Source organism: Vibrio anguillarum (genome assembly GCF_003390515.1).
In the GTDB taxonomy this organism is placed as follows: domain Bacteria; phylum Pseudomonadota; class Gammaproteobacteria; order Enterobacterales; family Vibrionaceae; genus Vibrio; species Vibrio anguillarum.
Window position 1 is genome coordinate 2,867,015 of sequence record NZ_CP031479.1, and the last position, 25,226, is coordinate 2,892,240.

Genomic DNA, 25,226 nt, shown 5'->3' on the forward strand with positions numbered 1-25,226 from the left:
TATGATTTAGCTATAAAAAAGCCGCAATAATTATTGCGGCTCAATCAATTCAGGAAAATTAATCACGAACATAGATAACGTGACCGTCATCTTCTTCGTCGTCCCAATCATCCCAGTCATCACCATCTTCAGTGATCACATTTTGGCTGTTCATCTCATCTTTATGGTAATCATCCCACATGAAATCGACTTTCTGAGCTTCACTGAGCTCTTCCTGCTCACGAGGTAACGTTTCCATATAGTCAGCCAACTCACGGCACAAATCCGCCGTACCTTGTTGGTTTACTGCCGAAATTTTGAAGTATCGCCCTTCCCAAGCCAGCGCATCTAAGATCTCTTGGATCTTTTCATCGGCTTCTTCTTCAAGCATCAGATCAACTTTGTTGAACACCAACCAACAAGGTTTTTGTGACACTTTTTCACTGTATTGCTCTAGCTCATCAAAGATGGTCAGCGCATTTTGCGCAGGATCACTTTGATCAACAGGAAGGATGTCGATCATATGCAGCAACACTCGGCAACGTTCTAAGTGCTTTAAGAAGCGAATACCTAAACCAGCACCATCGGCCGCGCCTTCAATCAAGCCCGGAATATCAGCGATCACGAAACTTTTCTCAGGAACCACACTCACGACACCCAAACTTGGGATCAGCGTAGTGAAAGGGTAATCAGCGACTTTTGGCTTCGCTGCTGAAACAGAACGAATAAAGGTTGATTTACCCGCATTCGGCAAGCCAAGCATACCCACGTCAGCTAACAGTAAAAGCTCAAGGCGTAATTCGCGCACCTCACCTTTTTTACCCATGGTTTTTTGGCGTGGTGCACGGTTAACGGATGACTTAAAGCGAGCATTACCTAAACCATGCCAGCCACCTTTAGCGACCATCACTTTTTTGCCATGCTCTGCAACTTCACCCACAACTTCATTGGTGTGAATGTCAACCGCTCGAGTCCCAACAGGCACCTTCAAAGTAATGTCTTTACCGCGCTTACCTGTACAGTTAGCACCACCACCATTTTGGCCGCGCTCAGCAGCGTAAAAGCGTTGGAATCGGTAATCAACCAAGGTATTTAAGTTTTCATCGGCTTGGATATAAACGTCGCCACCATCGCCGCCATCGCCGCCATCAGGGCCGCCTTTCGTCACGAATTTTTCACGCCAAAAGCTCACGACACCGTTACCGCCATCACCCGCTTCGACTTTAATTATCGCTTCATCAACGAATTTCATTTGTTACTCCACGCTCTTTGCGTTGCGATATCATTGTCACACAATGATATAAATTCTAGCAGATACACATTCAGGATCGACCGTGATCATCCTTCGTTTTATCCACAATTGGAACACATAAGGAGAAACTCTAGTGATTAGAGTGTCTTCTTTTCTGTTCGGCTGATAAATAAAAAACCCCACCGTAACGGCAGGGCTTTTGAGTTCAGTTAGGTATAAATTTATTCAGCGTCGATGCTAACAAATTTACGGTTTTTAGGACCTTTAACTTCAAATTTCACTTTACCTTCAGTAAGAGCGAAAAGAGTATGGTCTTTACCGATACCAACGTTAGTGCCTGCGTGGAACTTAGTACCACGTTGACGAACGATGATGTTACCTGCAAGAACAGATTCACCACCGAAACGCTTAACACCAAGACGTTTGCTTTCTGAATCGCGGCCGTTACGAGTAGAACCGCCAGCTTTTTTGTGTGCCATTGTTAAACTCTCCTAAATTACTTAAGCGTTGATGCCAGTGATTTTCACTTCAGTGAACCACTGACGGTGGCCTTGTTGTTTACGAGAGTGTTTACGACGACGGAACTTAACGATTTTAACTTTATCGCCACGACCGTGTTGTACTACTTCAGCAGTAATTTTACCGCCTTCAACAAGAGGTGCCCCAACAGTGATTTGCTCACCGTTAGCAACTAGTAGAACTTTATCAAATTCAACAGTTGCACCAGTTTCAACGTCTAATTTCTCTAAACGAAGAGTTTGACCTTCGCTTACACGGTGTTGTTTACCACCAGATTGGAAAACAGCGTACATATTTTACTCCGCTCTTTCCGCACAGCCGTATGCTTTTTATTTGAGCAATTTGGGTGTGCGCTAAACTAATCATCAATAGGGCGCAGATTCTACGCGAATGAGTACCCCAAGACAAGCCATATTTTGAAAAAATTGGCGAAAAGCTAATCGCCAATGAAAAGTGGCGCAATCATGCCTTTAAGCCTTGTATTAATCAACGTTTTTTAGTGTATTATTCGAGAATTATAGAAGAACACAACACCTTATAGGTTCTAACTTCAGCCGGATTAACCATGGATTTTAAAGCTATCCAAACGCTTACTGCCGATGACATGGCAAAAGTGAATGAAACGATTCAAGCTCAGCTCAACTCTGATGTATCTTTAATCAATCAATTAGGATTCTACATCGTCAGCGGAGGTGGGAAACGTCTGCGTCCTTTGCTGGCTATTTTGTCGGCTCGAGCCCTTGGTTATCAAGGTGAAGCGCACACGACTGCCGCTGCATTTATTGAATTCCTCCACACGGCAACCTTGCTGCATGACGACGTTGTCGATGAATCAGATATGCGCCGTGGCAAGGCAACAGCGAACGCGGCATTTGGCAATGCAGCGAGCGTGTTAGTGGGGGATTTCATCTACACGCGTTCCTTCCAAATGATGACTACACTAGGATCGTTAAGGATCCTTGAGCTGATGAGCGATGCGGTGAACGTTATCGCTGAAGGCGAAGTGCAACAATTGATGAACTGTAATGATCCAAACACTACCGAGGAAAATTACCTACAGGTGATCTACTCGAAAACGGCGCGTTTGTTTGAAGCAGCGACCCAGATTGGTGCGATATTAAGTAACGCTTCTCCTGAAATTGAAACAGCACTACAGAACTATGGTAAGTACCTTGGCACAGCTTTCCAGCTCATTGATGACGTGATGGATTACACCTCTGATGGCAGTGAAATGGGCAAAAATGTGGGCGATGATTTAGCGGAAGGCAAACCAACACTTCCTCTATTGTACGCAATGCAGCATGGTACACCCGAACAAAAAGAGATGATCCGTGAGGCCATCGAAAAAGCCAATGGCATGGAACAGCTGGATGCAATTCTAGCGGCAATGAAACAGACAGGCTCGCTTGAATACACAACCAACAAAGCGCTCGAAGAAGCCGATAAAGCGATCAATGAGCTGTCTATCCTGCCAGAAAGTGAATATAAACAAGCACTGATAGCTCTAGCTCATATGGCTGTGAATAGGACAAAGTAGAACAGCAGCTAGCTTGGACGAAGAATCGATCTTTGCCTAAAAATGCACCGCTACAAAAAGAGCCTCAATTGAGGCTCTTTTTGATTCTAAGCGTTATTTAAAACCCGCCTTGCCAAATCATGCCAAATGCAAAAACAGCCACGATCGTTAAAGCACAAGCTCCTAACTTTTCTTTGCCTTGAAAAGGATGAATGCCCTGCTCTCGTTTGGCTTTCATGTAGAAATAGAGCCCAGGTAAGTAGAGTAGCGCGGAGAGCATCAAATAGTGCAAACCAGAGGCATACAAAAGCCAAATCCCATAAATGGTGGCACAAGAACCTATCACCAGAAGTTTGCCTTTATTCTTCTGTTCAATCGCGATCTTTAACGTAAAGGCACCGATCAAAAAATAGGGAACAAGGATCATTTCTGAAGCGAAGATCAGCAGCGTATCGTAGGTACTGCCTGCGTACATCACCAGAATCAGTGAGACCTGAATGCAAATATTGGTTAGAGTTAACGCTTTTACTGGGCTCCCCGCTTCGTTTTGCTGGGCGTAGATGGCAGGAAACATCTTATCTCTAGCACATAAAAATGGCGCTTCGGAGGCCAGGACCGTCCAGCTAAGAAAAGCACCGCACACCGAAATAATTAAGCCAACACCGATAATGTACTCACCCCAAGGACCAAGAATAGTCGTCAGCACTTTGGCCATTGAAGGGTTCTGATATTGCGCCAATTCAACCGGTTTAATCACGCCCATCGACAATAAGGTGACCAATACATAAATGGTCAACGCCGTAAGCAAACCGAGAATAGTCGCTTTACCGATATCAGCACGGTGGCGAGCGCGGCTTGACACAACAACCGCTCCCTCTATTCCGATGAACACCCATACCGTGATCAACATGGTGCTTTTTATTTGATCCAGCAGATCATGGCCAACACCGAAGTGTAAGCCTGTAAAATCCAATGTGAATTTGTCCCAAGAAAAAGCAAAAGCGGCACAAATGATGAACAACACGAGAGGGATCATTTTAGCAAAGGTGGTAATCAGATTAATGAATGCGGCCGTTTGTACTCCTTTTTTGACCAACGCATGCACCAACCAAAGTAATACCGATGCACTCCCAATGGAAAGCCACGTATTACCCGCCCCAAACATCACGTTATCTGGTGTATCAAACAACATGCCTAAGGTACTAAAAACAATTACCAGATAAGAGACATTAGCCACCATGGCGCTAAACCAGTAACCCCATGCGGAACAAAAACCCGCAAAGTCACCAAATCCTTCTCGAGCAAAACCAAATACGCCACTATTAATATGAGGTTTATGGATGGCAAGTTGTTGAAAAGAGAGCGCGAGAAAGATCATACCAACGCCGGTGATCCCCCAACCGATCATTACCGCCAAAGGGCTGGCGACTGAGGCCATGTTTTGTGGCAGGCTAAAAACACCAGCGCCAATCATTGAACCAATGACCAGTGCTGTCAGTGAGCCCAAACCAAGCTTATTATCCATGGGAACTATCCAGTGAGTGTTTACACATTAGAGGAAGGCGCTATTTTAGAGAACATATTTACCAGACATCAATCCCTATGTGATCGCGGTCACTGAGATAGTGAGTCAATAGTCAAATTCATTGCTAGGGATCAAAAAGTTTGTAAGTTCACGACGAAAATAATGCACTGCTCAGTAAAAAAAACCGCATATTACACAGTTCAAAGCATCATCATACAAAAATATTGGTAAAAACCATAAAAAATGCCGCTTGGATGAGCAAGCGGCATTTTTGTATAAGATAAGGTTATTCTTTATTTGGCGAAATCAACACCTAGCTGAATATCACCTTTCAGTGTTGTCAGCATTCCATCTAACGCGGCTTGTTCATAGGCACTCAATGCACCATAGCTCAACACTTCTTCGACACCCTCTTTACCGAGTTTAATCGGTTGTGCAAAGAATGAAGCATGCTCACTACCACCGTCAACGTAGGCACATTCCACAACACCTGGTTCACCTTGTAGTGCTTTGACTAATGATAAGCCAAAACGGCAAGCCGCTTGACCCATTGACAGTGTTGCACTGCCGCCACCCGCCTTCGCTTCCACCACTTCGGTGCCTGCATTTTGAATACGCTTAGTTAGGGCTTCCACTTCTTCGGCCGTGAACTCAACCCCTTCAATTTGCGAAAGCAAAGGAAGGATAGTGACGCCTGAGTGGCCGCCAATCACAGGCACAATAATCTCGCTAGGGTTTTTATCTTTTAGCGCCGCGACAAACGTTTCTGAGCGGATCACATCCAACGTTGTCACACCAAATAGCTTACGCTTGTCGTAAACGCCTGCTTTTTTCAAGACTTCCGCTGCAATAGGTACTGTTGTATTGACAGGGTTGGTGATAATGCCCACACAGGCTTTTGGACAGACAACCGCAATCTTTTCAGCCAACGCTTTCACAATGCCAGCGTTAACATTAAACAGATCCGCGCGATCCATACCCGGCTTACGAGCGACACCAGCAGAAACAAGGACTACATCCGCACCTTCAAGCGCAGGTGTTGGATCTTCGCCAGCATAGCCTTTGATCGATACGGGAGTAGGAATGTGGCTTAGATCGGCAGCAACGCCCGGAGTCACCGGTGCGATGTCATACAGCGCCAGATCGGAACCAGCAGGAAGATGGTTTTTAAGTAGAAGTGCTAGGGCTTGACCGATGCCACCAGCGGCACCAATAACAGCTACTTTCATCGTAGTTCTCCTTGAGAATAAATCTCTTATAAATGTTTTTGTGTAGGGTATTTTTAAGCTAGAAAACTATAGCAATCACAATATGATTACAATCAATTAACGCTAGCTTTGCGACCTCGCGCAATTCGCTAAAATCGTGCTACAGCACAGATGGCAATTATGACCTTGTTTATCTTTACCGACAAAGAGTTAAGTTGCCATTCGACCAAAGTTTTACATAAAAGTTTACAGTGACCTTTTAGACACTTTTGGACGATAATTTGGCGATGACTGCATAGCTATGCGAGAATATGCAGCAATAAATGGCTAATCGAAGACGATAACTATGCGCAACAATAATGATAAGCAAGATAATCTGGTTCGTGCTTTTAAAAATCTATTAAAAGAAGAACGTTTTGGATCTCAAGGTGACATTGTCGATGCCCTGCGTAATGAAGGGTTTGATAATATCAACCAATCCAAAGTATCTCGCATGCTGACTAAATTTGGCGCGGTACGCACTCGCAACGCAAAAATGGAGATGGTCTACTGCCTTCCTGCTGAACTCGGTGTACCAACCGTATCAAGTTCACTGCGTGAATTAGTGCTAGATATAGATCACAATGCCGCGCTGGTAGTGATTCATACCGGGCCAGGGGCGGCGCAGCTTATTGCTCGGTTACTTGATTCTCTGGGCAAATCAGAAGGTATCTTGGGTGTGGTGGCCGGTGACGATACCATTTTTATCACACCGACACTGAACGTAACGACAAAGCAGCTGTTTGATTCAGTCTGTGATCTGTTTGATTACGCAGGGTAATTTGTCACTAAACGCATTTCATCTTACTCTCTAGTAGAATCACACTGAGTCAAGTCGGCGTGATTCTCTTCACATCTTCAGCAATAAGTTGTCACAGCAGGAAGAGGAATAACTCCTTGATAGGCAAGCTATTGCCATATTTTGGCTCTGACAATGACGCTTATTGATAGCCAATTTCGCTACATTTTTTAACATTCCTGTAATTATGTGTCGATTTTTTGGTATTATTTAGCCACTTTTTCAACATACGGATTGAAAAAGATGCCGTTTCTAGATGAGGAAACTCCCCCGATACCCAAACAACTTGAAGTTGCGGGTAGGCGGCAAGTGAGTCAGTCGTCATAAGCATGGATAATTCTGTGATTGGGGTGAACGAACGTAGCCAACACCACAGCAACTTCAGGTGGGAAGGGTGTAACAACAATTATCTATGGGGTTAATAATGAATAAGGAAGGAAAATTCATGGCATTGAATAAATTGATTAAAGTTGGAATTATTGCAGCAGCGGTCATGGGTACAGGTACGTTAAGCGCACAAGAGTTCATTACGATTGGTACAGGATCCGTCACTGGTGTTTACTACCCGACAGGTGGTGCTATTTGTAAGCTGGTTAATAAAGGGCGTAAAGATCACAACATTCGCTGCTCAGTAGAATCAACAGGCGGATCGATCTACAACGTGAACACGATTCGTGCAGGTGAACTCGATTTCGGTATTGTTCAATCTGACTGGCAGTACCATGGTTATAACGGTACCAGTGAATTTGCCGAGCAAGGCCCGAATAAAAAACTGCGCGCAGTATTTTCCCTTCATACCGAACCTTTTAATATCATTGCCCGCGCCGATTCAGGCATTGAAAACGTGGCTGACTTGAAAGGTAAACGTGTCAACATTGGTAACCCAGGTTCTGGTGACAGGGCAACCATGGCAGTGGTGATGGATGCATTTGGTTGGACCAATGACAGCTTCAAACTGGCTTCTGAGCTCAAAGGCTCTGAGCGCTCTCAAGCATTGTGCGACAATAAAATAGATGCCTTTATTTATATGGTTGGCCATCCAAATGGTTCAATCAAAGAAGCAACGACCTCATGCGATGCAAAACTCGTCTCTGCTACTGGCCCTGAAATTGAAAAAATTGTTGCCAATAACCCTTACTACGCTTACAGCACGATTCCTGCTGGCATGTACCGTGGAACAGATAAAGATGTAACCAGTTTTGGTGTGGCTGCGACCTTGGTATCAAGCACTGATGTGTCTGATGAAGTCGCATACAATTTGGTCAAAGCGGTATTTGAAGATTTTGATACCTTTAAACGTCTTCACCCTGCCTTTGCTAACTTGAAAAAAGAAGACATGGTGAAAGCGGGGATCTCCATTCCTCTTCATCCTGGCGCAGAAAAATATTACAAAGAAATCGGTCTGCTAAAATAATTTCGCATCGCGAAAACCAACAATAGCGATACCGAATCAAAGGAGGCTGAACGTCTCCTTTGATTGCCCTTTCAGTCACGAGCGATATGCCCTTTATCCCTTGGCGTTATGGTCAGCGATGATGGCCTGTCCTCTTACGTTCACAACGACTCTCTGGGCACATTTGGGTTTTAAATGATTTAACAACCCACCTTTTGTTCTGTTCCGCAATAGCCCACTTCTCATTAGCAGTGAATTGACCCTGTGACCAACCGAGACGTAGGCAGCCAATAATAAGGATAACGTACATGACGAAGACACTTACTCCGTCAACCGATGTGCAGGAAATGGTAGCGCAATCTGATACCGGCGCAAGAAACCCTCACGGCTTGCCGGGGCGCATTTTGTGGTTTGTCCCACTATGTTGGTCACTATTCCAACTTTGGTATGCTTCACCGCTGCCCTTTATTTTTAACTTTGCCATCTTAAACGATACGCAAGCACGAGCTATTCACCTCACATTCGCTGTTTTTCTCGCCTTTACTGCCTACCCTGCGTTGAAGAACTCACCACGCGATCGCATTCCATTGATTGATTGGATTTTGGCATTGGCGGGCAGTTTCTCTGCTGCTTACATCTATTTATTTTACAATGAGTTGGCTGGTCGCTCCGGTGCACCAACCTTGATTGATATAGCGGTCTCTGTCACAGGAATGGTGCTATTACTTGAAGCTACCCGCCGAGCGTTAGGACCACCACTGATGTTGGTCGCTGCACTATTCTTGCTCTACACCTTTGGTGGCCCCTACATGCCGGATGTGATCGCTCATAAAGGAGCGAGCCTAAACAAAGCGATGTCTCATTTATGGCTGACTACTGAAGGGGTTTTTGGGGTGGCTCTTGGGGTTTCCACCTCTTTTGTGTTCTTGTTTGTTCTATTTGGCGCAATGCTTGAACGAGCTGGCGCAGGTTCCTATTTTATCAAAGTGGCCTTTTCACTGTTGGGCCACATGCGAGGCGGTCCCGCGAAAGCAGCGGTTGTAGCCTCAGGCTTATCGGGGCTAGTGTCTGGCTCATCGATTGCAAACGTAGTTACCACCGGTACTTTTACCATTCCCTTGATGAAACGTGTCGGCTTTCCCGGAACAAAGGCGGGCGCTGTTGAAGTAGCCGCTTCCACCAATGGCCAATTAACCCCGCCTATCATGGGTGCTGCCGCATTTTTAATGGTGGAATATGTCGGTATTTCCTATGTTGAAGTGATCCGTGCGGCGCTACTACCAGCGCTTATCTCTTATATTGCCTTAATTTATATTGTCCATTTGGAAGCCTGCAAAGCAGGAATGAAAGGCCTACCTCGCCGTCATACACCGACATGGGTGCAAAGCTTACTTTCATTTACGGGTACTATTTTAGGGCTTTGCGTTCTCAGCGCTGTTGTTTACTACGGCATTGGTTGGACCAAAGAAGTGTTTGGTGATGCCGCTACTCCAATTGTTACGGTCGCGCTTTTACTGACTTATGTCGCTCTGATTAAAATTTCGTCTCGCTACGCCTCAGAAAGTGCAATGGATATGGATATCCAAGAAGTACCCGACCCTGGGCCGACGGTAAAATCAGGGCTTCATTACCTGCTACCTATTGTGGTGCTCGTATGGTGTTTGACGGTCGAGCGCTTCTCGCCTGGATTATCCGCTTTTTGGGCCACGATATTTATGGTCTTCATTTTGATCACTCAGCGGCCAATCATGTCGTTACTCAATAAGAGCAACGATTTGAACACGCAAGTGAAGGCTGGGTTTGTTGATCTTGCCGAAAGCTTGGTTTCGGGCGCGCGGAATATGATTGGCATTGGTGTGGCAACCGCTGCCGCAGGAACCGTCGTTGGTGTCGTCACCTTGACTGGCATTGGCTTAGTGATGACCGATTTTGTTGAGTTTATATCCGGTGGCAGCGTCATACTGATGCTGATTTTTACCGCCGTGATCAGCCTCATTCTTGGTATGGGCTTACCGACCACCGCCAACTACATCGTCGTATCAACCTTAATGGCTCCCGTCATTGTAACACTGGGAGCCGCTCATGGTCTTATCATCCCATTGATTGCCGTACACTTATTTGTGTTCTATTTCGGCATTTTGGCAGATGACACCCCACCAGTTGGCTTGGCGGCATTTGCCGCAGCCGCTATCGCTAAATCAGACCCTATTCGTACAGGTATTCAAGGGTTTGCTTACGATATTCGTACCGCCATTTTGCCCTTTATGTTCGTATTCAACACTCAACTACTGCTAATGGGCATTGATACATGGTGGCACTTAGCGTTAACCATTTTCTCGGCCATTACCGCAATGCTGCTGTTTTCTGCTGCGACTCAAGGTTGGTGGCTCACTCGTAATAAGTGGTGGGAAACCGTCTTGTTGTTGGTGCTGACGTTCTCGTTCTTCCGACCCGGTTTTTGGTGGGACATGATTTATCCTGCGACCGAACTGCACCCAGGCACAGAGATAGCGCAAATTGTAGAAAACCTCGATGTGGGTCAATCGATAGAGCTTATCGTCGCTGGTGAAACCATTGAAGGTGATTACTTATCAAAAACAGTACTACTCCCTTTTGATGATCAAGCGTCAACGGCAGAACAGCGTATTCAATCAATGGGGCTAACCCTGAAAGAAACCAGTAATCGTATGCTGGTGGATATGATTGAGTTTGGCAGTCCAGCTGAAGCTGCAGGCATAGATTTTGATTGGGAAATCCGCTCAGTTGTGTTGGAAAGCCAACGGCCAATGAAAGAGTGGGTTTTCTTACCTGCATTATTATTAGTGCTGACGCTAGCTTGGAATCAAAAACGCCGTATGAGAACACAAGAAATACGCGCTTAATCAATATGCCTAGCACGAGCTAGGCATATACTTTACGGAAACAAGGTGCTCTAAAGCACCCTATCGTAGATGAGATAATCCATAATGTATAAACACATCCTTGTTCCAGTGGACCTTAATGAAAAAGGCTTTTCTGACAAAGCCGTTGAACTTGCTGTTTGGCACGCGACACATTCCAATGCTGAAATTCATCTTTTAAATGTATTACCTGGTATCCACATGTCGATGGTCGCCACATACTTCCCGAAAGATGCCGCGGCGAAAATGAAAGAAGACGTCAAGCAACAGCTAAAACAGTTTGCTGATCAACATATCGCTGACGAAATAATCTACAAACTGCATGTAGCGGAAGGTAAAGCCTACACCACCATTTTAGATTACGCAGAAAAGCTCGGAGCTGATTTGATTATCATGCCAAGCCATAAACGATCGAAGATCGATAAAGTGATGCTGGGATCGGTGGCCAGTAAAGTAGTGCAAAACTCGCCAATCAATGTACTGGTTGTCAAACCGCAAGGATAGAAACCCTGCATCGTCATAAAAAAGCGCATGAGGCGCTTTTTTTATGCCAACGACAAGCGCCTCAGTTAGGAATTGGCTATCAAACTAATAGGCTCAATTACCTTTACTTGTTGAGAATAATTATCAATAATGTTTACATCAACCCGATAACCGTTTAGGTGAACATTATGAAAAAAACGCTTAGCTTTGCCGCGATCCATTTCAGTATTGCGTTTACCGTCGTTTATCTACTTACGGGCGACATTATTCTTGGTAGTCTGATTGCCATGCTTGAGCCGATGGTCAATACCGTTGCTTTTTACTTTCACGAAAAAGTATGGGCGCACTACGCCCCACTGCGCCGCTACTCACAATCGGCCAAAATTAAAACAGGTAGCTTTGCTGTAGTGCACTTCAGTGTTGCATTTAGCGTGGCATATATCATGACCGGAAGTTTTGTCATCGGTGGTGTTTTAGCCATGATCGAACCGAGTATTAATACGTGTGCTTACTACTTCTACGAGAAGTTTTGGCAAAAGAGGCATCCGCAAGAATGGTCACCAATGAAATGCTCTCATTAACTGTACGTTGATCAGATAGGAAAATGGGTAACACAGAGATCTTCGCTTAACGCGATATGGAAGGATTGCTGCTGACCATCAAGTTGCACCGATAAGGTATACAAATCATTCGGGTTAAGCTGTGTAAGATCTGCGTACTTCGGCGCTTCCACTTGAAATAAAGCACTGGCATGCTGATGACGTACATCAATAGGTAACTGATAGCTCATACCATTAAATTTCACCACCGCGGAAACTAATCCTGGTGCGTAGGTTTGATAATGTAAGTGAACCAAAAACTCACAGCCACCACCATAGTGCCAGATTTGCTCAGTGGTAACATGCTCTAAACGAACATGACGAATGCATTGCAGATAAGGCTCTTGCCAAATACCCATTCGCTCATCGTATTTCTTCACCGAGTGGTGTCCCAATGGGCATAATTGCGGTAAATCTTGATCCTCCAGCAACCACTCTTCTTCTTGCTCAACAAACAAAATTTCGAATCGATTGCGGCCGAGTTGCAGCAAAGGCCGAATGTCTTTTTTATACACAGCTTGACTACCATCACAATCAAATAGTGCCACACCGTTTAAACGTATTTCCGCATAAAAATCGATCCCCTCAAGCACAAGATCAATTGCAGCAAAACCAAGCATCACTTCATCCACCTCAACATCATGCATCAAATGCCACTCTTGCTCGGCAATTTGTGCTTCTGTCATATCGTGAGGTAATACTTGGCTAAGAGGCGCAGGAAAACAAAGATCATCTTGCGGGATCGATAAATCAGTCAACGGTGAAAGCTGCCAAAAGCCAGCAAGAGAAATTCGCATAATAAACTTGAGCTAGATCAATGTTGAGCGATTATATACAAAATAAATAAAGATGTGCTGACAAAAATAATGATTCGTCACTAAAGTGCCCCGTTAGCTTTGCATAGCTAAAAAAATACCAGCCAAAGGGCTGGTATCTCACATCAAGGTAAATAACGCCTAATCACTCTTGGTCGTCTTCATCTTCTTCATCGTCGTATAGCGCATCTTCACCCTCGTAGTAAGTGCCCCAGCCGTCGTAAATAATGTCATATTTTTCAGCAAGTTGAATAAGCTTCTCTGCCTGTTCATCGATCGCTTCGGCCTTCAGTACCGATTGCATAGTCGCGTCACAGCACAATAGTTTATTGCCGTCTTCATCTTCTGTTTCTTCTGCTTCAAGCACTTCAAAGCCCATTTTAAAGGCTTCAACAACCGCTTTTTCTAGCGTGTCAAAATCTTCAGCAAATAGGTGGTGCTCTATCTCATATAACGCATCTGGATCACTGCCATCTTCGAGCAGGGCTTGAATGATGTCGCGAGTATCTTCTTTTTGAATTTCGATTAACTCTTCAACGGATACGTAGTCATCTTGCTGAGGTTGAGACATAAGGTGCTCCAGATTTGGCTAAATGTAGACTATACTCCATCAACTTGGCGTTGCAGATAGGCGGCAAGTGAGTTCATCCCCATGAACATAGATAAACTATGTGACTGGGGTGAGCAAACGTAGCCAGCACCGCTGCAACTTCACTTCGGAAGGGTATAAATGAATTTCGACGAAATATGGCATGGTTCGCCTAAAATTGCCACCAACAACGTACCGCGATCTTTATCTTTCTAAAGGATCACTGCTCAATCAAGTACAGATCAAATAAAAAACACTTTAATTTAACAATTTATTTTCATTTTGCTAATTCAGTAGATTATCTGCCTGATGATTTGCTCTTTCACCGCATTAAACTGCCTGTTTATCAAACATTCATGCATAGCGAAAAAGGTCGCTTTGGCTAAACATGTCCGCATTATGCACTTTTTATGTAAATAACCGCATAGAAAATCACTTATTCTTCATGCTTAATTCACCCTCCTCTGAGCCAAAAACGCATAACAAAGCACTTTGTCGTTATTAGGCTTATTTGGCTAGTTTTGGAGTTATTTTTTAATAAGCGCACACTTTAAAGCATACACAACTATAAGTTCACAAAATAACAGCTAATATCACCACGAAACAGACTTGCATCGTTCGCTTAAGCTTGTCATAAAGAACATGAGAAATAAGAGTAGGGATACAAAATGAATAAGCTGTACGTTGGATCTGAAGTTGGGCAACTGCGCCGAGTATTACTCAATCGGCCAGAGCGTGCCTTAACTCATCTCACACCGTCGAACTGTCATGAACTGTTATTTGATGATGTGCTTGCCGTAGAAGATGCAGGAAAAGAGCATGATGCCTTTGCCAACACATTGAAGGACCAAGATGTTGAAGTGCTGTTGCTGCATGATCTCTTAGTCGAAACCTTAGCCGTTGCCGATGCCAAAGCGTGGTTGCTCGATACGCAAATTTCTGATTTTCGCTATGGTCCCACTTTGGCGCGCGATCTGCGCTGCTATTTAGCTGACATGGATAACGAACACCTCGCCACTCTGCTACTCGGTGGTCTTGCTTATTCCGAACTGCCCATCCACTCCTCTTCGATGCTACCTAAAATGCATCGTCCGTTAGATTTTGTGATTGAGCCGTTGCCCAATCATCTCTTTACCCGCGATACCTCTTGCTGGGTGTATGGCGGCGTATCGCTTAATCCGATGATGAAACCAGCACGCCAACGTGAAACCAACCATTTACGCGCCATTTATCGTTGGCATCCTGTATTTGCAGGAGAGAGTTTTATCAAGTATTTCGGTGATGAAGATCTGCACTACGATAATGCCAATATTGAAGGGGGCGACGTACTGGTGATCGGTAAAGGTGCGGTGTTGATTGGTATTTCCGAACGCACGACTGTGCAAGGGGTAGAAAATTTTGCTGCGAGTTTATTTAAACATGAGCAGGCCAAAGAGGTGATTGCCGTTAACCTGCCTAAACACCGCTCTTGTATGCATTTAGATACTGTGATGACACATATGGATGTCGACACCTTTTCTGTTTACCCCGAAATTATGCGTCATGATTTAGAAACATGGCGTTTAACGCCGAAAGGCGATGGCGGGATGAACGTCGATTCAATGCCAAGTTACGTTAATGCGATTGAGCGCGCGTTAGGTTTGGACAAACTCAAAATCATCACCACTGGTGGTGATAGCTATGAGGCTGAGCGCGAGCAATGGAATGACGCGAACAACGTGCTAACGGTTAAACCCGGAGTTGTGATTGGCTACGAGCGCAATGTCTACACTAACGAGAAATACGATAAGGCGGGCATCAAAGTATTAACCATCCCCGGCAATGAACTCGGCCGAGGCCGAGGCGGCGCGCGCTGCATGAGCTGCCCGATCGAGCGAGATAATATTTAACCTTTTCAATTCAACGCAGTGAATAAAAGAGATAAAAAAGCGGCGCATCAAAACGCCGCTTTTTATTTGCTTACGCTGCGCGATACAAACCACGTCAGCTCTGAGCGAGTAACAACGTTATTCGGTGCCACCAACAGTGAGCGAATCTAGCTTAAGCGTAGGTTGCCCTACTCCAACAGGCACACTTTGTCCTGCTTTACCGCACACTCCAACGCCGCGATCAAGGCTCAAATCGTTACCCACCATCGAGACTTGTTGCATTGCCTCAATGCCAGAACCGATCAAGGTTGCACCTTTGATTGGATAAGTAATTTTGCCGTTTTCAATCATATAGGCTTCAGAGGCAGAGAACACAAACTTACCCGAGGTGATATCCACTTGGCCACCGCCAAAGTTGGGCGCATAAACGCCTTTCTTCACTGTTGAAATAATCTCTTCTGGCGTATGTTCACCCGGCAACATGTAAGTGTTGGTCATGCGCGGCATCGGTAAATGTGCGTACGATTCACGACGCCCATTACCCGTAGGATTCACCCCCATCAAACGTGCGTTGAGTTTGTCTTGTATGTAGCCTTTCAACACGCCATTTTCAATTAAGGTGTTGTATTGACCATTGACACCTTCATCGTCGACATTGAGCGAGCCACGCAGATCTTTCAGTGTGCCATCGTCAACAATCGTACAAAGCGTTGAGGTTACTTTCTGGCCAATTTTACCGGAGAAAACAGAAGATCCTTTGCGGTTAAAATCACCTTCTAAGCCATGCCCTACCGCTTCGTGAAGCAAGACGCCCGGCCAACCAGAACCGAGCACAACTGGCATCGCGCCAGCAGGAGCTGCGACAGCTTCAAGGTTGACTAAGGCTTGTCGGATAGCTTCATCGGCAAACTGAAACGCAACTTTACGGCCATCTTGTTCGGTGAGGAAAAAGTCATAACCAAAACGACCACCACCACCAGAGCTGCCTCGCTCGCGGCGATCACCTTTTTGTGCTAACACGCTGATCGACAAACGGACCAACGGGCGGATATCGCCTGCGTAAGTCCCATCGGTTGCAGCAACTAACATCTGTTCATGCACACCACTTAAGCTCACCGAGACTTCTTGAATCAACGGCTCTTTGGTACGAATGTAAGCATCCAGCTCTTGCAGTAATTCTGTTTTTTGCTTTTTTTCCCAACTGGCTAGTGGGTTATCCGCCGCATAATAGGCTTGATTATCGCTACGTTTAAAGGCTTGAACACAACCACTTTTACCTTGCTGCGCAATACCTCGTGCGGCTATTGCACTCTGTTTCAAACCTTCTAATTGGATTTGATCTGAATAAGCAAAACCCGTTTTTTCACCTGTGATGGCGCGCACACCAACACCGCAATCGATATTAAATGAGCCGTCTTTAATAATGCTGTCTTCGAGCACTAAAGATTCATGCCAGCTCGACTGAAAATAGATATCGGCATAATCAATTTGACGAGTGGCAATTGTCGCTAGTGTATCCGCAATATCTTGCTCGGTTAATCCTGCAGGTTTTAATAGTGCATCTTCAATGCGGTTAATACTCATAGTTTGCTCTTATTATCTATAAACTGATTGGTGAATCGGGTGTGTGCAACAATGGGCATTTTTTGTCGAACTTGCTCAACGTAAGCCAAGTCAATATCGGCGACTAAATTCCCTACTTGCTGGTTTAAGCTTGCAATAACCTCACCCCACGGGCTGATGACCATCGAATGACCCCATGTCTCGCGCCCACATGGATGAAGCCCAGTTTGCCCAACCGCAACAACCCAACACTGATTCTCTATCGCTCGGGCTCTTAACAAGACTTCCCAATGTGCCTTTCCGGTCACCGCCGTAAAGGCCGCAGGAACCACTAATATCTGGGCACCCTGCATTCTTAATTGGGAATAGAGGTGCGGAAAGCGCACATCATAGCAGATGGAAAGGCCAATTTGACCAAATGGCGTCGACGCAACACTCAGCTTTGTGCCGCAGGTAAAAGTTTCCGATTCTCGATAGCGCTGGTGGCCGTCAGCAACATCTACATCAAACATGTGTAATTTGTCATAGTACGCAACAAGATCGCCACTGGCATCAAACAGCAAGGAGGTAGTCGTTACCCCAACCTCACGACGGATAGGCATACTGCCCACCAACAGCCACACCCGATGAAAGCGAGCCATAGCAGCCAATTGGCTCTGCAAGGGACCTTGCCCCAATGGCTCGGCATGTTGGTGATACCGTTGTCGCGTGCCAAACACCAGTGCATTTTCCGGCGTGACAATCCACTTCGCACCTTGCGCCACAAGTAGTGACACTTGCTGTTCGATATAGGCCAAATTCTGCGCAGGTTCAGAGCTTGACGTCATTTGAATAAGTCCAACGCGATCCATGCCTACTTCCCTATTTTTCAGTCAATTTTCTCAACTTTTCTGGCAATTTAAACTCGCCCCTACTACGTGAAAGCTCTTTAACAACCGGTGAATTAATTGGTCCTTTAACCTCATAATTGACTTGGGTAAAGACCTCAACCACAGGTGCAATCACGGTCGTAATAGCTAGGACATACAGCGCTGTTTGCGGCGTCACCGCAAAAGCCGTCAAGACGGGAATTCCTGATGTGATGTCTGGTACAAAATTCACCTCAGCATCAACAGTACGGCTATTGAGATCTGCTAAGCCTTTAATGGTCATTTCACCGGCAACAGCATCCATTTTGATGTTGTTGGTAACAAAAATCCCTTGCGAAATTTCACCACTGCCCGTAATTGAGTTAAAGGCCATTCCTTTATCAAACACGTCACTAAAATCGAGCTGCATTTTACGGATAATGGAATCTAAACTGAATAATCCGAGTAAACGAGCGGCACCGCTGACATCAGAAACTACCCCTTTACCCATAGTAGTCTCTATCTTGCCTTCTAAGCTGTCGATCTTCATTGACCAAGGCGCGCCATCCCATTCGGTTTGACTCGACATTTCAAATGGCGCTCTTTGGATACCAGAGCTAATGCCAAAGCGCTCCATCAAATCGCTATTATTGTCACCTTTCATGGTGAGATTCAGTTGAGTATGGCTACGCTCATCACCTTGTGCATCTTTATTCAACGTCCAAGCACCATTGATAGTCACTTGGTTTGAACCACTACTGATATCAATCTTCTTCCATTGCAAAGTATCACCTTGCCGTTGGAAGTCCATATTCATCTTGCCCACCTTGTAACCCTGCAACCAAAGATCATCAATGGCCAAAGTTAAGTTTGGCACCAATCGATGAAACTGTCGGTCAAAATCAGTAATAAGTGGCTCAGACTGGCGATCTTGATCAACCAACAGTGATTTTTTGGAGCTGTCCTCCAGCTCAGGAATGTAAACGTGCAAGCGTTCAAGCGAGACGGACAAATCATAAGGTTCAATATAACTCGCTTGACCTTTTGCTTCTTGGCTCTCGAGCTGTGCGTACCAACCGAGATTTTTACGTCTGGCATTAAAATCAACATCGTGCCATTCAATTCCCGCTAGTAGAAGTGCTTTGACGTTGATGTCCACTCTCTCTGGTGGTGGGATCTCGGGAGTATTCATCTCCGCTAGAGCTGATTTTTTCTTCGGCTGAGGCTCGTTGGCCAAACTCAACCATTCATCCAAATTAAAGGTATCGCTGCGGATCTGCGCATGGTGGCCAACCACTGGACTGATTTTGAAATTGCCGCTCCCTACTATGAGATTGGTGGCCGTCAGGCGTGGTTTTTTCGATGTGATATCGATTTCAGCTTGGTATTTCGCTTGTGGTAATTGTAGACGAGCGGTGATCGACTCTTGGTTACCCGACGCTTGCAAGTGGGCTTTGCCTGCCACGTTGAAGGCTTTTTTTAGCGGGTAAGGGTAATCACTTTCTACCATTTTTAAATCGGCTAAGGTGTCGATTTGATAAGTGAAACCGACATCATTGAGCTGAATATCAACGCCCATTTGCCAAGGAGCATGCCCTTTTAAACGGTTTAGCCAGCGCTCACCGACAAAAGGCGTCAGGGGTTTAATATCCCAGTCTCCCACCACATCAATATTCACCGCGTAACCTTGGCTGGCATTTTCACCTTTAAAATCAATCGCGATCGGTTGAGTCAGCAGATCAGCCGACAAACCGGCTGCCGTCACAACGTCATTATCAAATTCAATTTTGCCAGAGACACCCTCAAGCACCATTGGCGGTGCATCAATTTCCACGTGGTTATTATTTAAATTCGCCCAACCCCATGCTCGGGGTTCCTGTTCACTATCAAAAGGGATACGAAGCTGAAATTCAGATTGCACTTCGCCACTGACTTGGATCGCCGTTAACGCCGCTCCCACCGAATCCACTAAAGGCGTTGAGGTCATATAGTCGCGTACGGCATTGCCTTGGGCTGTTGCACTGGCTTCGATTTCGATGTGTCCACCTTCGGCTAGCTCAGGTATTCGCCCTGTGATCCGCTGGGCAGTGACATCCATTAAGGTCGCAGAGTGTGAATCAAGGTACATCGCATCGTTTTCAAACAGCAGATCGAGTTGCAAATTGGTGATCGGCGGCCACGCCGTATCAAAACTAAATTTCGCCTCTTTTAAACCAACCCAAGCTTGGAATACGCCAGTGTTTTGTTGGTAGGGAAAATCGCCAAGTTCACCATACCAAAGCAGTTTAGCGGTGTTGGCTTTACCGCCTTGAATCGCAGTAGAGAGATAGTCTGTTAACTTGCGACCCAATGCTAAGGTGGGCAAATAACGCCAAGTTTCACCTGCATTGTATAAGTCCGCTTCCGCATAAAATGAAAGTAAAGGGCTACGTTTTTCAGGAAAATCGAGACGAAATGATCCAAGCACTTGTAAGTCAGGCGTCGCCGCAGTCACTTTACTGGCCCACAATGACCAGCCATCGTCTTGCTTTTGCCACACAACATCGGCTTCACCTTGACGAATATTCAATGGTGCTTGGAAAACATCACCATAAGGTAACACGTCATCAATCAGCGTTACTTTGGCGCGGGCACTCTCCATGCTACCTGCAATGGAGGCTTTGAGATGGTGTACTTGTGGCAATAACTGCCATTGCGCCATGGCGCCATCACTGAGTTCGGCAGAATAACGAAGCGATTGCAGGCTATCTCCTTTGCTGAGCCGAATATCTTCTAGGGTTCCCCCAAAATCCAATTGCTGCAAAAGCTCGTTCGTTTTGCTGGAATCGGGCATCATTTTCACAAAGGGAAGCAAAGTTTTTATGTCTAACTGCGACAAGTTCAAACGCCATTGCGTCGGTTGCCATTCAAACGCGACATCAAGTTTAGGCCACACTTCGTCATCCGTGCGCAACTGAAGTGAGTAAGCGTTAACTTGCCATCCTTGTTCAATAGGTAACAGTTTGATGATTCCCGACTCTAACAACAGTTCATGCTGACGCTCTTCACCCCAAACCAGTTCAGAGGGCTTAAGTTCGACATAGCCATCTTTGGGTTGGTTATGTTCTAAGGTCAGCCAGGCATTAAAACTCACCTGTCCTTTCTTAATGCCAGTTTCGTCTTTGAGATAACGAGTCAACCACGGGTTTATTTTGATATTGTCAGCGCTAACATAGAAGCGACCTGAAATATCGCGTAGTGAACCATGATCTTCAAAGTTAGCACTCACTAACAGAGAGTTAATACTGGTATCAGCGATACTCACCACGCCTTCAGCTTTATGTTGCTGAGCGTTATTTTTCCACCGAAGACGTTCAATATCTAACTGGCGAATCTCCCCCGCGACAGATTGATAGAAAACCGTCGAGTCGAGTAGCGCAAAATCATCCAATTGCCGCAACAGTAGGTTGTCTAAACGTTGAATGACATTGCCTTGTGTGCGGCTCTGTTGGTTATCTTCAGCCTGTAGCTCAAGCCAGTTTACCGAGCGAATATCCAATTTGAGTTGATGAATACTGAGATCCGCGACCACAGGTTGCATTTGCAGTATTGACTGAATGAGGTCAAATTCAACATCGATTTGTTGCGCAGAAAAGTGAATTTGCGATCCATCAGGTAGCTTTGCTTTTAGCCCCTTAAGTGCAATTGACGGGTGAGTATTACGCCAAAAACCAGTGACCTCACTTAATTCAAATTCAAAACCTGAATTTTGGTTGATCAACGTTTGTATTTCGCCTTGGAAACGATTCATTTGTGGCAAAAACACACGCAAGGTGGTGACAGCAACAGCCAGCACCACTAGCACGCTAACGATAAACCACAATACTATTCGCCAAAGGCGCGTAAAAGTTGAGATCACAAAAGCCCTACTACATCATCACAACGTCAAATTGTTCTTGAATATAAAGTGGCTCCGCTTGGATACGCACTTCTTTTCCAATAAACACTTCCAACTCAGCAAGAGCATGAGACTCATCACCTTGCAAGGTTTCTGCCACCGCAGGGGATGCGTAAACCACAAATTTATCCGCATCGTAAGCACGGTTGACACGCGTGATTTCACGTAAGATTTCGAAACAGACGGTTTCAACGGTTTTCACACTGCCGCGGCCTTCACAGGTTGGACAACTTGAACATAACACGTGTTCAATACTTTCACGGGTGCGCTTACGCGTCATCTCCACCAAGCCTAACTGCGTAAAACCATTAATATTCGTTTTGACGCGATCTTTAACCAGTGCAGCATCTAAGGAGTTGAGCACTCGCTTACGGTGCTCTTCAGACATCATATCGATAAAATCAATAATGATGATGCCCCCTAAGTTGCGCAAACGTAACTGACGGGCAATGGCTTGGGTCGCTTCAACATTGGTATTAAAAATGGTTTCTTCGAGGTTACGACGGCCAACAAATGCGCCAGTATTGATATCAATCGTGGTCATGGCTTCGGTTTGGTCGATGATAAGGTATCCACCAGACTTGAGCTCCACTTTACGCTCGAGAGAACGCTGAACCTCGTTTTCGGTGTCGTACATATCAAAAATAGGCTTGTCACCTTCATACAGTTCAAGCTTATCGGTTAACTCAGGCACAAACTCTGAGGTGAACTCTTTGAGGTTCTCAAATTCAAGGCGCGAATCGACTAAGATCCGCGTCAAATCGGTGCCGACAAAATCTCGTAAAATACGCTGAGCTAAACCCAATTCGCCATACAGTGTCGAGCGTGTTTTGTATTTAACTCGACGCTCCAACACTTTCAGCCATAGCCGTTTAAGAAAGGCGGCATCTTGTGAAAGCTCTTTCTCATCAGCCCCTTCAGCGGCGGTACGAATAATGAACCCACCGTGCTCATCACAATAATGAGACACGACTTTTTTGAGACGATCACGCTCTGATTCACTTTCAATGCGTTGTGAGACACCAACATGACTTGCGCCGGGCATAAAAACGAGATAGCGCGAAGGTAGGGTAATATCTGTCGTTAAACGGGCGCCTTTAGTGCCTAATGGATCTTTGACCACTTGCACCACGATATCTTGGCCTTGACGAACTAGCTCTGAAATATCACGAACTTGAAACTGCTGTTTTTCGTTCTCAGCCACACATTCAGTATGAGGAACAATGTCAGAAGCGTGAAGAAAAGCGGCCTTGTCTAAACCAATATCGACAAAAGCGGCCTGCATTCCGGGAAGAACTCGGCTGACTTTTCCTTTGTAAATATTGCCCACAATGCCGCGTTTCGCTTCTCGCTCAATGTGGACCTCTTGAAGAACTCCGCCTTCAATCATCGCCACTCGAGTTTCACTCGGGGTGACGTTTAGTAGCAACTCTGCACTCATGAGTACACCTCAATGTTTTTAATTATATAAATTCGTGCAAGAGCTGGTCAGTTTCGAATAATGGTAATCCTACAACAGCGTAATAACTGCCTTCGATCTTCGTTACAAATCGTCCACCCAATCCTTGAATGCCATAACTGCCAGCCTTATCGCAAGGTTCACCCGATTGCCAATATTGTTCTATTTCTTCATCTGACAAAGGTTTAAACCATACATCCGTCGTTACCACGACGGATTTAGAATGATCATGTGTTGCTACGGTTACGGCCGTCATCACTTGATGTTTTGTACCAGATAGGCTGCGTAACATCTGTTGTGCTTGAGCAAAATCAGCAGGTTTTTCAAGTACTGTTTCACCTTGCACGACTATGGTATCAGACCCAATAACTATCGAAGCAGGGTTGGATAAAGCAACACCAGCCAGTGCCTTATCACGTGATAAACGTTCAACATACACTGCTGGGGCTTCATGCTCATTACGGCATTCTTCAACGTTGGGCACCACAATATCAAACTGATAACCCAGTTGAGTCAGTAACTCTCGTCTTCTTGGCGAGCCAGAAGCTAATACAATTTTTTTATTCATCATCTAAGGTGCCAGTGGCGTCGCACACGACGAAGCAGTAGGAACATCCAAGGCCATAATATGCAATTGATCATACCAACCCATAGTGAGAGCGGGTTAAATGTCACATCTTGAATTAAATATTCGCCGCAAAAGATCAGCACTTCAAGCAACATAGATAACACGCCAATGATTACGGCTTGTTGCCATAACGCCATATTACGCAGCACTAAGAAGTTAATCGCCACTAAGTAGACAACAATGGCCATCATCATGCCACGAATGCCCAATGTTGAACCAAGCAGCAGATCCCATAACAAACCAAGGATCAAAGCCGACCCTACGTTGACTCGATGCGGCAACGCTAAAACCCAATAGCATGTCACCAGCAGTAACCACGATGGGCGCAGTAGATCCAGCTCACCCGGCCAAGGGATAGTTTGTAAAACCAGAGCAAAGAGAAATGATGCACCAATCACCAATTTACTTTTCACGACACTACTGGCCATCGGTTGCTTCCTCTAACATTTTCTCTGGTGTAACTTGCAATACTTTCTGTTGCCTATCTTCGTTAGGCCAGATCAACAGCAAATAACGTAGACGATCAAAATCCACCACGGGATCGGCGGTGATCGACGCAAATTCACGCTGAGTATCTTTGTCGACCACCGAAACGTGTGCGACAGGATAACCTTCAGGATATACGCCCCCTAAACCTGATGTGACGAGCAAGTCACCCACTTCAATATCGGTGCTGGTGGGAATGTGTTCCAATTGAATACGATCCACCTGGCCATTCCCTGAAGCAATCACTCGAATATCATTACGAATAATTTGCACTGGAATCGCACTATTGGTGTCAGTCAGCAACAACACCCGGCTGTTATGCGCCGCCACAAAAGTCACTTGACCAACAATACCTTTATCGTTGATAACGGGTTGCCCTTCGTAAACGCCATCCGTTCGCCCTTTATCAATCACAACTTGGTGACGATAAGGTGAGGTATCGACCGCCATCACCTCAGTGACAACCTTCTTTTCATCACGAACAAAAGAAGATCCAAGCAATTTACGTAACCGTTGGTTCTCTTCGCGGTATTGATCAAACAAGATCAAATCACTTTTCAAGGTGATCGCTTCTCGTTTTAAACGTTGATTCGATTCAATCAGTTTTTGATGAGTGGCGAATCGCTCATACAGATCATCAAACATACTGCGCGGCAAATCCGCCATGTATTGAATGGGAGCCACTAAGCTATTAAGAAAAAAACGAACGTTGGAAAAAGCACCTAAACGACTATCAGCCAGCATAAGACTGGCTGATAAAATCACGGCAAAAAAGAGACGTAGCTGAAGAGATGGTCCTCGACCAAATATTGGCTTCATTC

At 45.3% G+C, this 25,226-nt stretch carries 21 protein-coding genes; 7 read left to right on the plus strand and 14 right to left on the minus strand.

Annotation, left to right across the window (positions count from 1 at the left end):
* Positions 1-58: 58 nt before the first annotated feature.
* The 3 genes from cgtA to rplU form a co-directional block, all read right to left on the minus strand.
* Positions 59-1,231: an Obg family GTPase CgtA gene (gene cgtA / locus DD616_RS15900; protein ID WP_017050648.1), complete on the minus strand. Its 1,173-nt coding sequence runs from the start codon at positions 1,229-1,231 to the stop codon at positions 59-61.
* A 221-nt stretch (positions 1,232-1,452) separates the two neighbouring features.
* Positions 1,453-1,710 (minus strand): 50S ribosomal protein L27, encoded by a 258-nt coding sequence (gene rpmA, locus DD616_RS15905; RefSeq protein ID WP_010320621.1) that lies wholly within the window; start codon positions 1,708-1,710, stop codon positions 1,453-1,455.
* Between the two features lie 21 nt (positions 1,711-1,731).
* Positions 1,732-2,043 carry a 50S ribosomal protein L21 gene (gene rplU / locus DD616_RS15910; protein WP_010320620.1) on the minus strand — a complete coding sequence of 104 codons (312 nt, stop codon included), beginning with the start codon at positions 2,041-2,043 and terminating at the stop codon, positions 1,732-1,734.
* 272 nt (positions 2,044-2,315) lie between these two features.
* On the opposite strand from rplU, the gene ispB reads away from it, so the two are divergent.
* On the plus strand, positions 2,316-3,287 hold the full coding sequence (ispB, locus tag DD616_RS15915) for an octaprenyl diphosphate synthase (RefSeq protein ID WP_017047084.1): 972 nt from the start codon (positions 2,316-2,318) through the stop codon (positions 3,285-3,287).
* A gap of 97 nt (positions 3,288-3,384) precedes the next feature.
* Here ispB and DD616_RS15920 read toward each other — a convergent pair whose 3' ends face one another.
* Together DD616_RS15920 and mdh are read right to left on the minus strand one after the other, a co-directional pair.
* Positions 3,385-4,791 carry a basic amino acid/polyamine antiporter gene (locus DD616_RS15920; protein WP_013857842.1) on the minus strand — a complete coding sequence of 469 codons (1,407 nt, stop codon included), beginning with the start codon at positions 4,789-4,791 and terminating at the stop codon, positions 3,385-3,387.
* Between the two features lie 293 nt (positions 4,792-5,084).
* Positions 5,085-6,020: a malate dehydrogenase gene (gene mdh / locus DD616_RS15925; RefSeq protein WP_017043806.1), complete on the minus strand. Its 936-nt coding sequence runs from the start codon at positions 6,018-6,020 to the stop codon at positions 5,085-5,087.
* A gap of 325 nt (positions 6,021-6,345) precedes the next feature.
* Between mdh and argR the strand changes: the two genes are divergently transcribed.
* The 5 genes from argR to DD616_RS15950 all read left to right on the plus strand — a co-directional run bounded on the left by argR (position 6,346) and on the right by DD616_RS15950 (position 12,194).
* Positions 6,346-6,819, plus strand: a complete 474-nt coding sequence (argR, locus tag DD616_RS15930) for a transcriptional regulator ArgR (RefSeq protein WP_013857844.1) — start codon at positions 6,346-6,348, stop codon at positions 6,817-6,819.
* Between the two features lie 463 nt (positions 6,820-7,282).
* Positions 7,283-8,251 (plus strand): TAXI family TRAP transporter solute-binding subunit, encoded by a 969-nt coding sequence (locus tag DD616_RS15935; RefSeq protein WP_026027829.1) that lies wholly within the window; start codon positions 7,283-7,285, stop codon positions 8,249-8,251.
* Positions 8,252-8,538: 287 nt separating this feature from the next.
* Entirely contained in the window at positions 8,539-11,112 is a 2,574-nt protein-coding gene (locus tag DD616_RS15940; RefSeq protein WP_013857846.1) for a TRAP transporter permease, read from the plus strand.
* A gap of 84 nt (positions 11,113-11,196) precedes the next feature.
* Positions 11,197-11,634 (plus strand): universal stress protein, encoded by a 438-nt coding sequence (locus DD616_RS15945; protein ID WP_013857847.1) that lies wholly within the window; start codon positions 11,197-11,199, stop codon positions 11,632-11,634.
* Between the two features lie 167 nt (positions 11,635-11,801).
* On the plus strand, positions 11,802-12,194 hold the full coding sequence (locus DD616_RS15950) for a DUF2061 domain-containing protein (RefSeq protein ID WP_064624308.1): 393 nt from the start codon (positions 11,802-11,804) through the stop codon (positions 12,192-12,194).
* Between the two features lie 11 nt (positions 12,195-12,205).
* Here the strand turns inward: DD616_RS15950 and DD616_RS15955 are convergent, their stop codons facing one another.
* Together DD616_RS15955 and rraB are read right to left on the minus strand one after the other, a co-directional pair.
* The gene (locus DD616_RS15955; protein ID WP_013857849.1) at positions 12,206-13,009 is read right to left on the minus strand and encodes a glycosyl hydrolase 2 galactose-binding domain-containing protein; all 804 of its coding nucleotides are present in this window, start codon (positions 13,007-13,009) and stop codon (positions 12,206-12,208) included.
* 163 nt (positions 13,010-13,172) lie between these two features.
* On the minus strand, positions 13,173-13,598 hold the full coding sequence (gene rraB, locus DD616_RS15960; RefSeq protein WP_017046663.1) for a ribonuclease E inhibitor RraB: 426 nt from the start codon (positions 13,596-13,598) through the stop codon (positions 13,173-13,175).
* A 686-nt stretch (positions 13,599-14,284) separates the two neighbouring features.
* On the opposite strand from rraB, the gene arcA reads away from it, so the two are divergent.
* Positions 14,285-15,505 (plus strand): arginine deiminase, encoded by a 1,221-nt coding sequence (arcA, locus tag DD616_RS15965; protein WP_088731607.1) that lies wholly within the window; start codon positions 14,285-14,287, stop codon positions 15,503-15,505.
* A 117-nt stretch (positions 15,506-15,622) separates the two neighbouring features.
* Here arcA and tldD read toward each other — a convergent pair whose 3' ends face one another.
* From tldD to mreC, 7 genes are read right to left on the minus strand one after another with little or no spacing between them, the layout of a single operon-like run.
* Complete coding sequence (tldD, locus tag DD616_RS15970) at positions 15,623-17,068, minus strand: metalloprotease TldD (RefSeq protein WP_013857867.1); 1,446 nt, start codon at positions 17,066-17,068, stop codon at positions 15,623-15,625.
* Positions 17,065-17,898 (minus strand): carbon-nitrogen hydrolase family protein, encoded by an 834-nt coding sequence (locus tag DD616_RS15975; RefSeq protein ID WP_208871911.1) that lies wholly within the window; start codon positions 17,896-17,898, stop codon positions 17,065-17,067. The genes tldD and DD616_RS15975 overlap by 4 nt, the downstream gene beginning before the upstream one ends.
* Before the next feature lie 10 nt (positions 17,899-17,908).
* Positions 17,909-21,793: a YhdP family protein gene (locus tag DD616_RS15980; RefSeq protein WP_208871912.1), complete on the minus strand. Its 3,885-nt coding sequence runs from the start codon at positions 21,791-21,793 to the stop codon at positions 17,909-17,911.
* 10 nt (positions 21,794-21,803) lie between these two features.
* Positions 21,804-23,273: a ribonuclease G gene (rng, locus tag DD616_RS15985; protein WP_019281135.1), complete on the minus strand. Its 1,470-nt coding sequence runs from the start codon at positions 23,271-23,273 to the stop codon at positions 21,804-21,806.
* A 22-nt stretch (positions 23,274-23,295) separates the two neighbouring features.
* On the minus strand, positions 23,296-23,862 hold the full coding sequence (locus tag DD616_RS15990) for a Maf family protein (protein ID WP_026027832.1): 567 nt from the start codon (positions 23,860-23,862) through the stop codon (positions 23,296-23,298).
* Positions 23,859-24,347 (minus strand): rod shape-determining protein MreD, encoded by a 489-nt coding sequence (gene mreD / locus DD616_RS15995; protein ID WP_013857872.1) that lies wholly within the window; start codon positions 24,345-24,347, stop codon positions 23,859-23,861. Before mreD ends, DD616_RS15990 begins: the two co-directional genes overlap by 4 nt.
* On the minus strand, positions 24,337-25,224 hold the full coding sequence (mreC, locus tag DD616_RS16000) for a rod shape-determining protein MreC (RefSeq protein ID WP_013857873.1): 888 nt from the start codon (positions 25,222-25,224) through the stop codon (positions 24,337-24,339). The genes mreD and mreC overlap by 11 nt, the downstream gene beginning before the upstream one ends.
* Between the last annotated feature and the right edge of the window lie 2 nt (positions 25,225-25,226).

Excerpts from the sequence above, each read along its gene's own strand:
- cgtA (WP_017050648.1), bottom strand. The coding sequence starts at position 1,231 with ATGAAATTCGTTGATGAAGCGATAATTAAAGTCGAAGCGGGTGATGGC.
- rpmA (WP_010320621.1), bottom strand. The coding sequence starts at position 1,710 with ATGGCACACAAAAAAGCTGGCGGTTCTACTCGTAACGGCCGCGATTCA.
- rplU (WP_010320620.1), bottom strand. The coding sequence starts at position 2,043 with ATGTACGCTGTTTTCCAATCTGGTGGTAAACAACACCGTGTAAGCGAA.
- ispB (WP_017047084.1), top strand. The coding sequence starts at position 2,316 with ATGGATTTTAAAGCTATCCAAACGCTTACTGCCGATGACATGGCAAAA.
- DD616_RS15920 (WP_013857842.1), bottom strand. The coding sequence starts at position 4,791 with ATGGATAATAAGCTTGGTTTGGGCTCACTGACAGCACTGGTCATTGGT.
- mdh (WP_017043806.1), bottom strand. The coding sequence starts at position 6,020 with ATGAAAGTAGCTGTTATTGGTGCCGCTGGTGGCATCGGTCAAGCCCTA.
- argR (WP_013857844.1), top strand. The coding sequence starts at position 6,346 with ATGCGCAACAATAATGATAAGCAAGATAATCTGGTTCGTGCTTTTAAA.
- DD616_RS15935 (WP_026027829.1), top strand. The coding sequence starts at position 7,283 with ATGGCATTGAATAAATTGATTAAAGTTGGAATTATTGCAGCAGCGGTC.
- DD616_RS15940 (WP_013857846.1), top strand. The coding sequence starts at position 8,539 with ATGACGAAGACACTTACTCCGTCAACCGATGTGCAGGAAATGGTAGCG.
- DD616_RS15945 (WP_013857847.1), top strand. The coding sequence starts at position 11,197 with ATGTATAAACACATCCTTGTTCCAGTGGACCTTAATGAAAAAGGCTTT.
- DD616_RS15950 (WP_064624308.1), top strand. The coding sequence starts at position 11,802 with ATGAAAAAAACGCTTAGCTTTGCCGCGATCCATTTCAGTATTGCGTTT.
- DD616_RS15955 (WP_013857849.1), bottom strand. The coding sequence starts at position 13,009 with ATGCGAATTTCTCTTGCTGGCTTTTGGCAGCTTTCACCGTTGACTGAT.
- rraB (WP_017046663.1), bottom strand. The coding sequence starts at position 13,598 with ATGTCTCAACCTCAGCAAGATGACTACGTATCCGTTGAAGAGTTAATC.
- arcA (WP_088731607.1), top strand. The coding sequence starts at position 14,285 with ATGAATAAGCTGTACGTTGGATCTGAAGTTGGGCAACTGCGCCGAGTA.
- tldD (WP_013857867.1), bottom strand. The coding sequence starts at position 17,068 with ATGAGTATTAACCGCATTGAAGATGCACTATTAAAACCTGCAGGATTA.
- DD616_RS15975 (WP_208871911.1), bottom strand. The coding sequence starts at position 17,898 with ATGGATCGCGTTGGACTTATTCAAATGACGTCAAGCTCTGAACCTGCG.
- rng (WP_019281135.1), bottom strand. The coding sequence starts at position 23,273 with ATGAGTGCAGAGTTGCTACTAAACGTCACCCCGAGTGAAACTCGAGTG.
- DD616_RS15990 (WP_026027832.1), bottom strand. The coding sequence starts at position 23,862 with ATGATGAATAAAAAAATTGTATTAGCTTCTGGCTCGCCAAGAAGACGA.
- mreD (WP_013857872.1), bottom strand. The coding sequence starts at position 24,347 with ATGGCCAGTAGTGTCGTGAAAAGTAAATTGGTGATTGGTGCATCATTT.
- mreC (WP_013857873.1), bottom strand. The coding sequence starts at position 25,224 with ATGAAGCCAATATTTGGTCGAGGACCATCTCTTCAGCTACGTCTCTTT.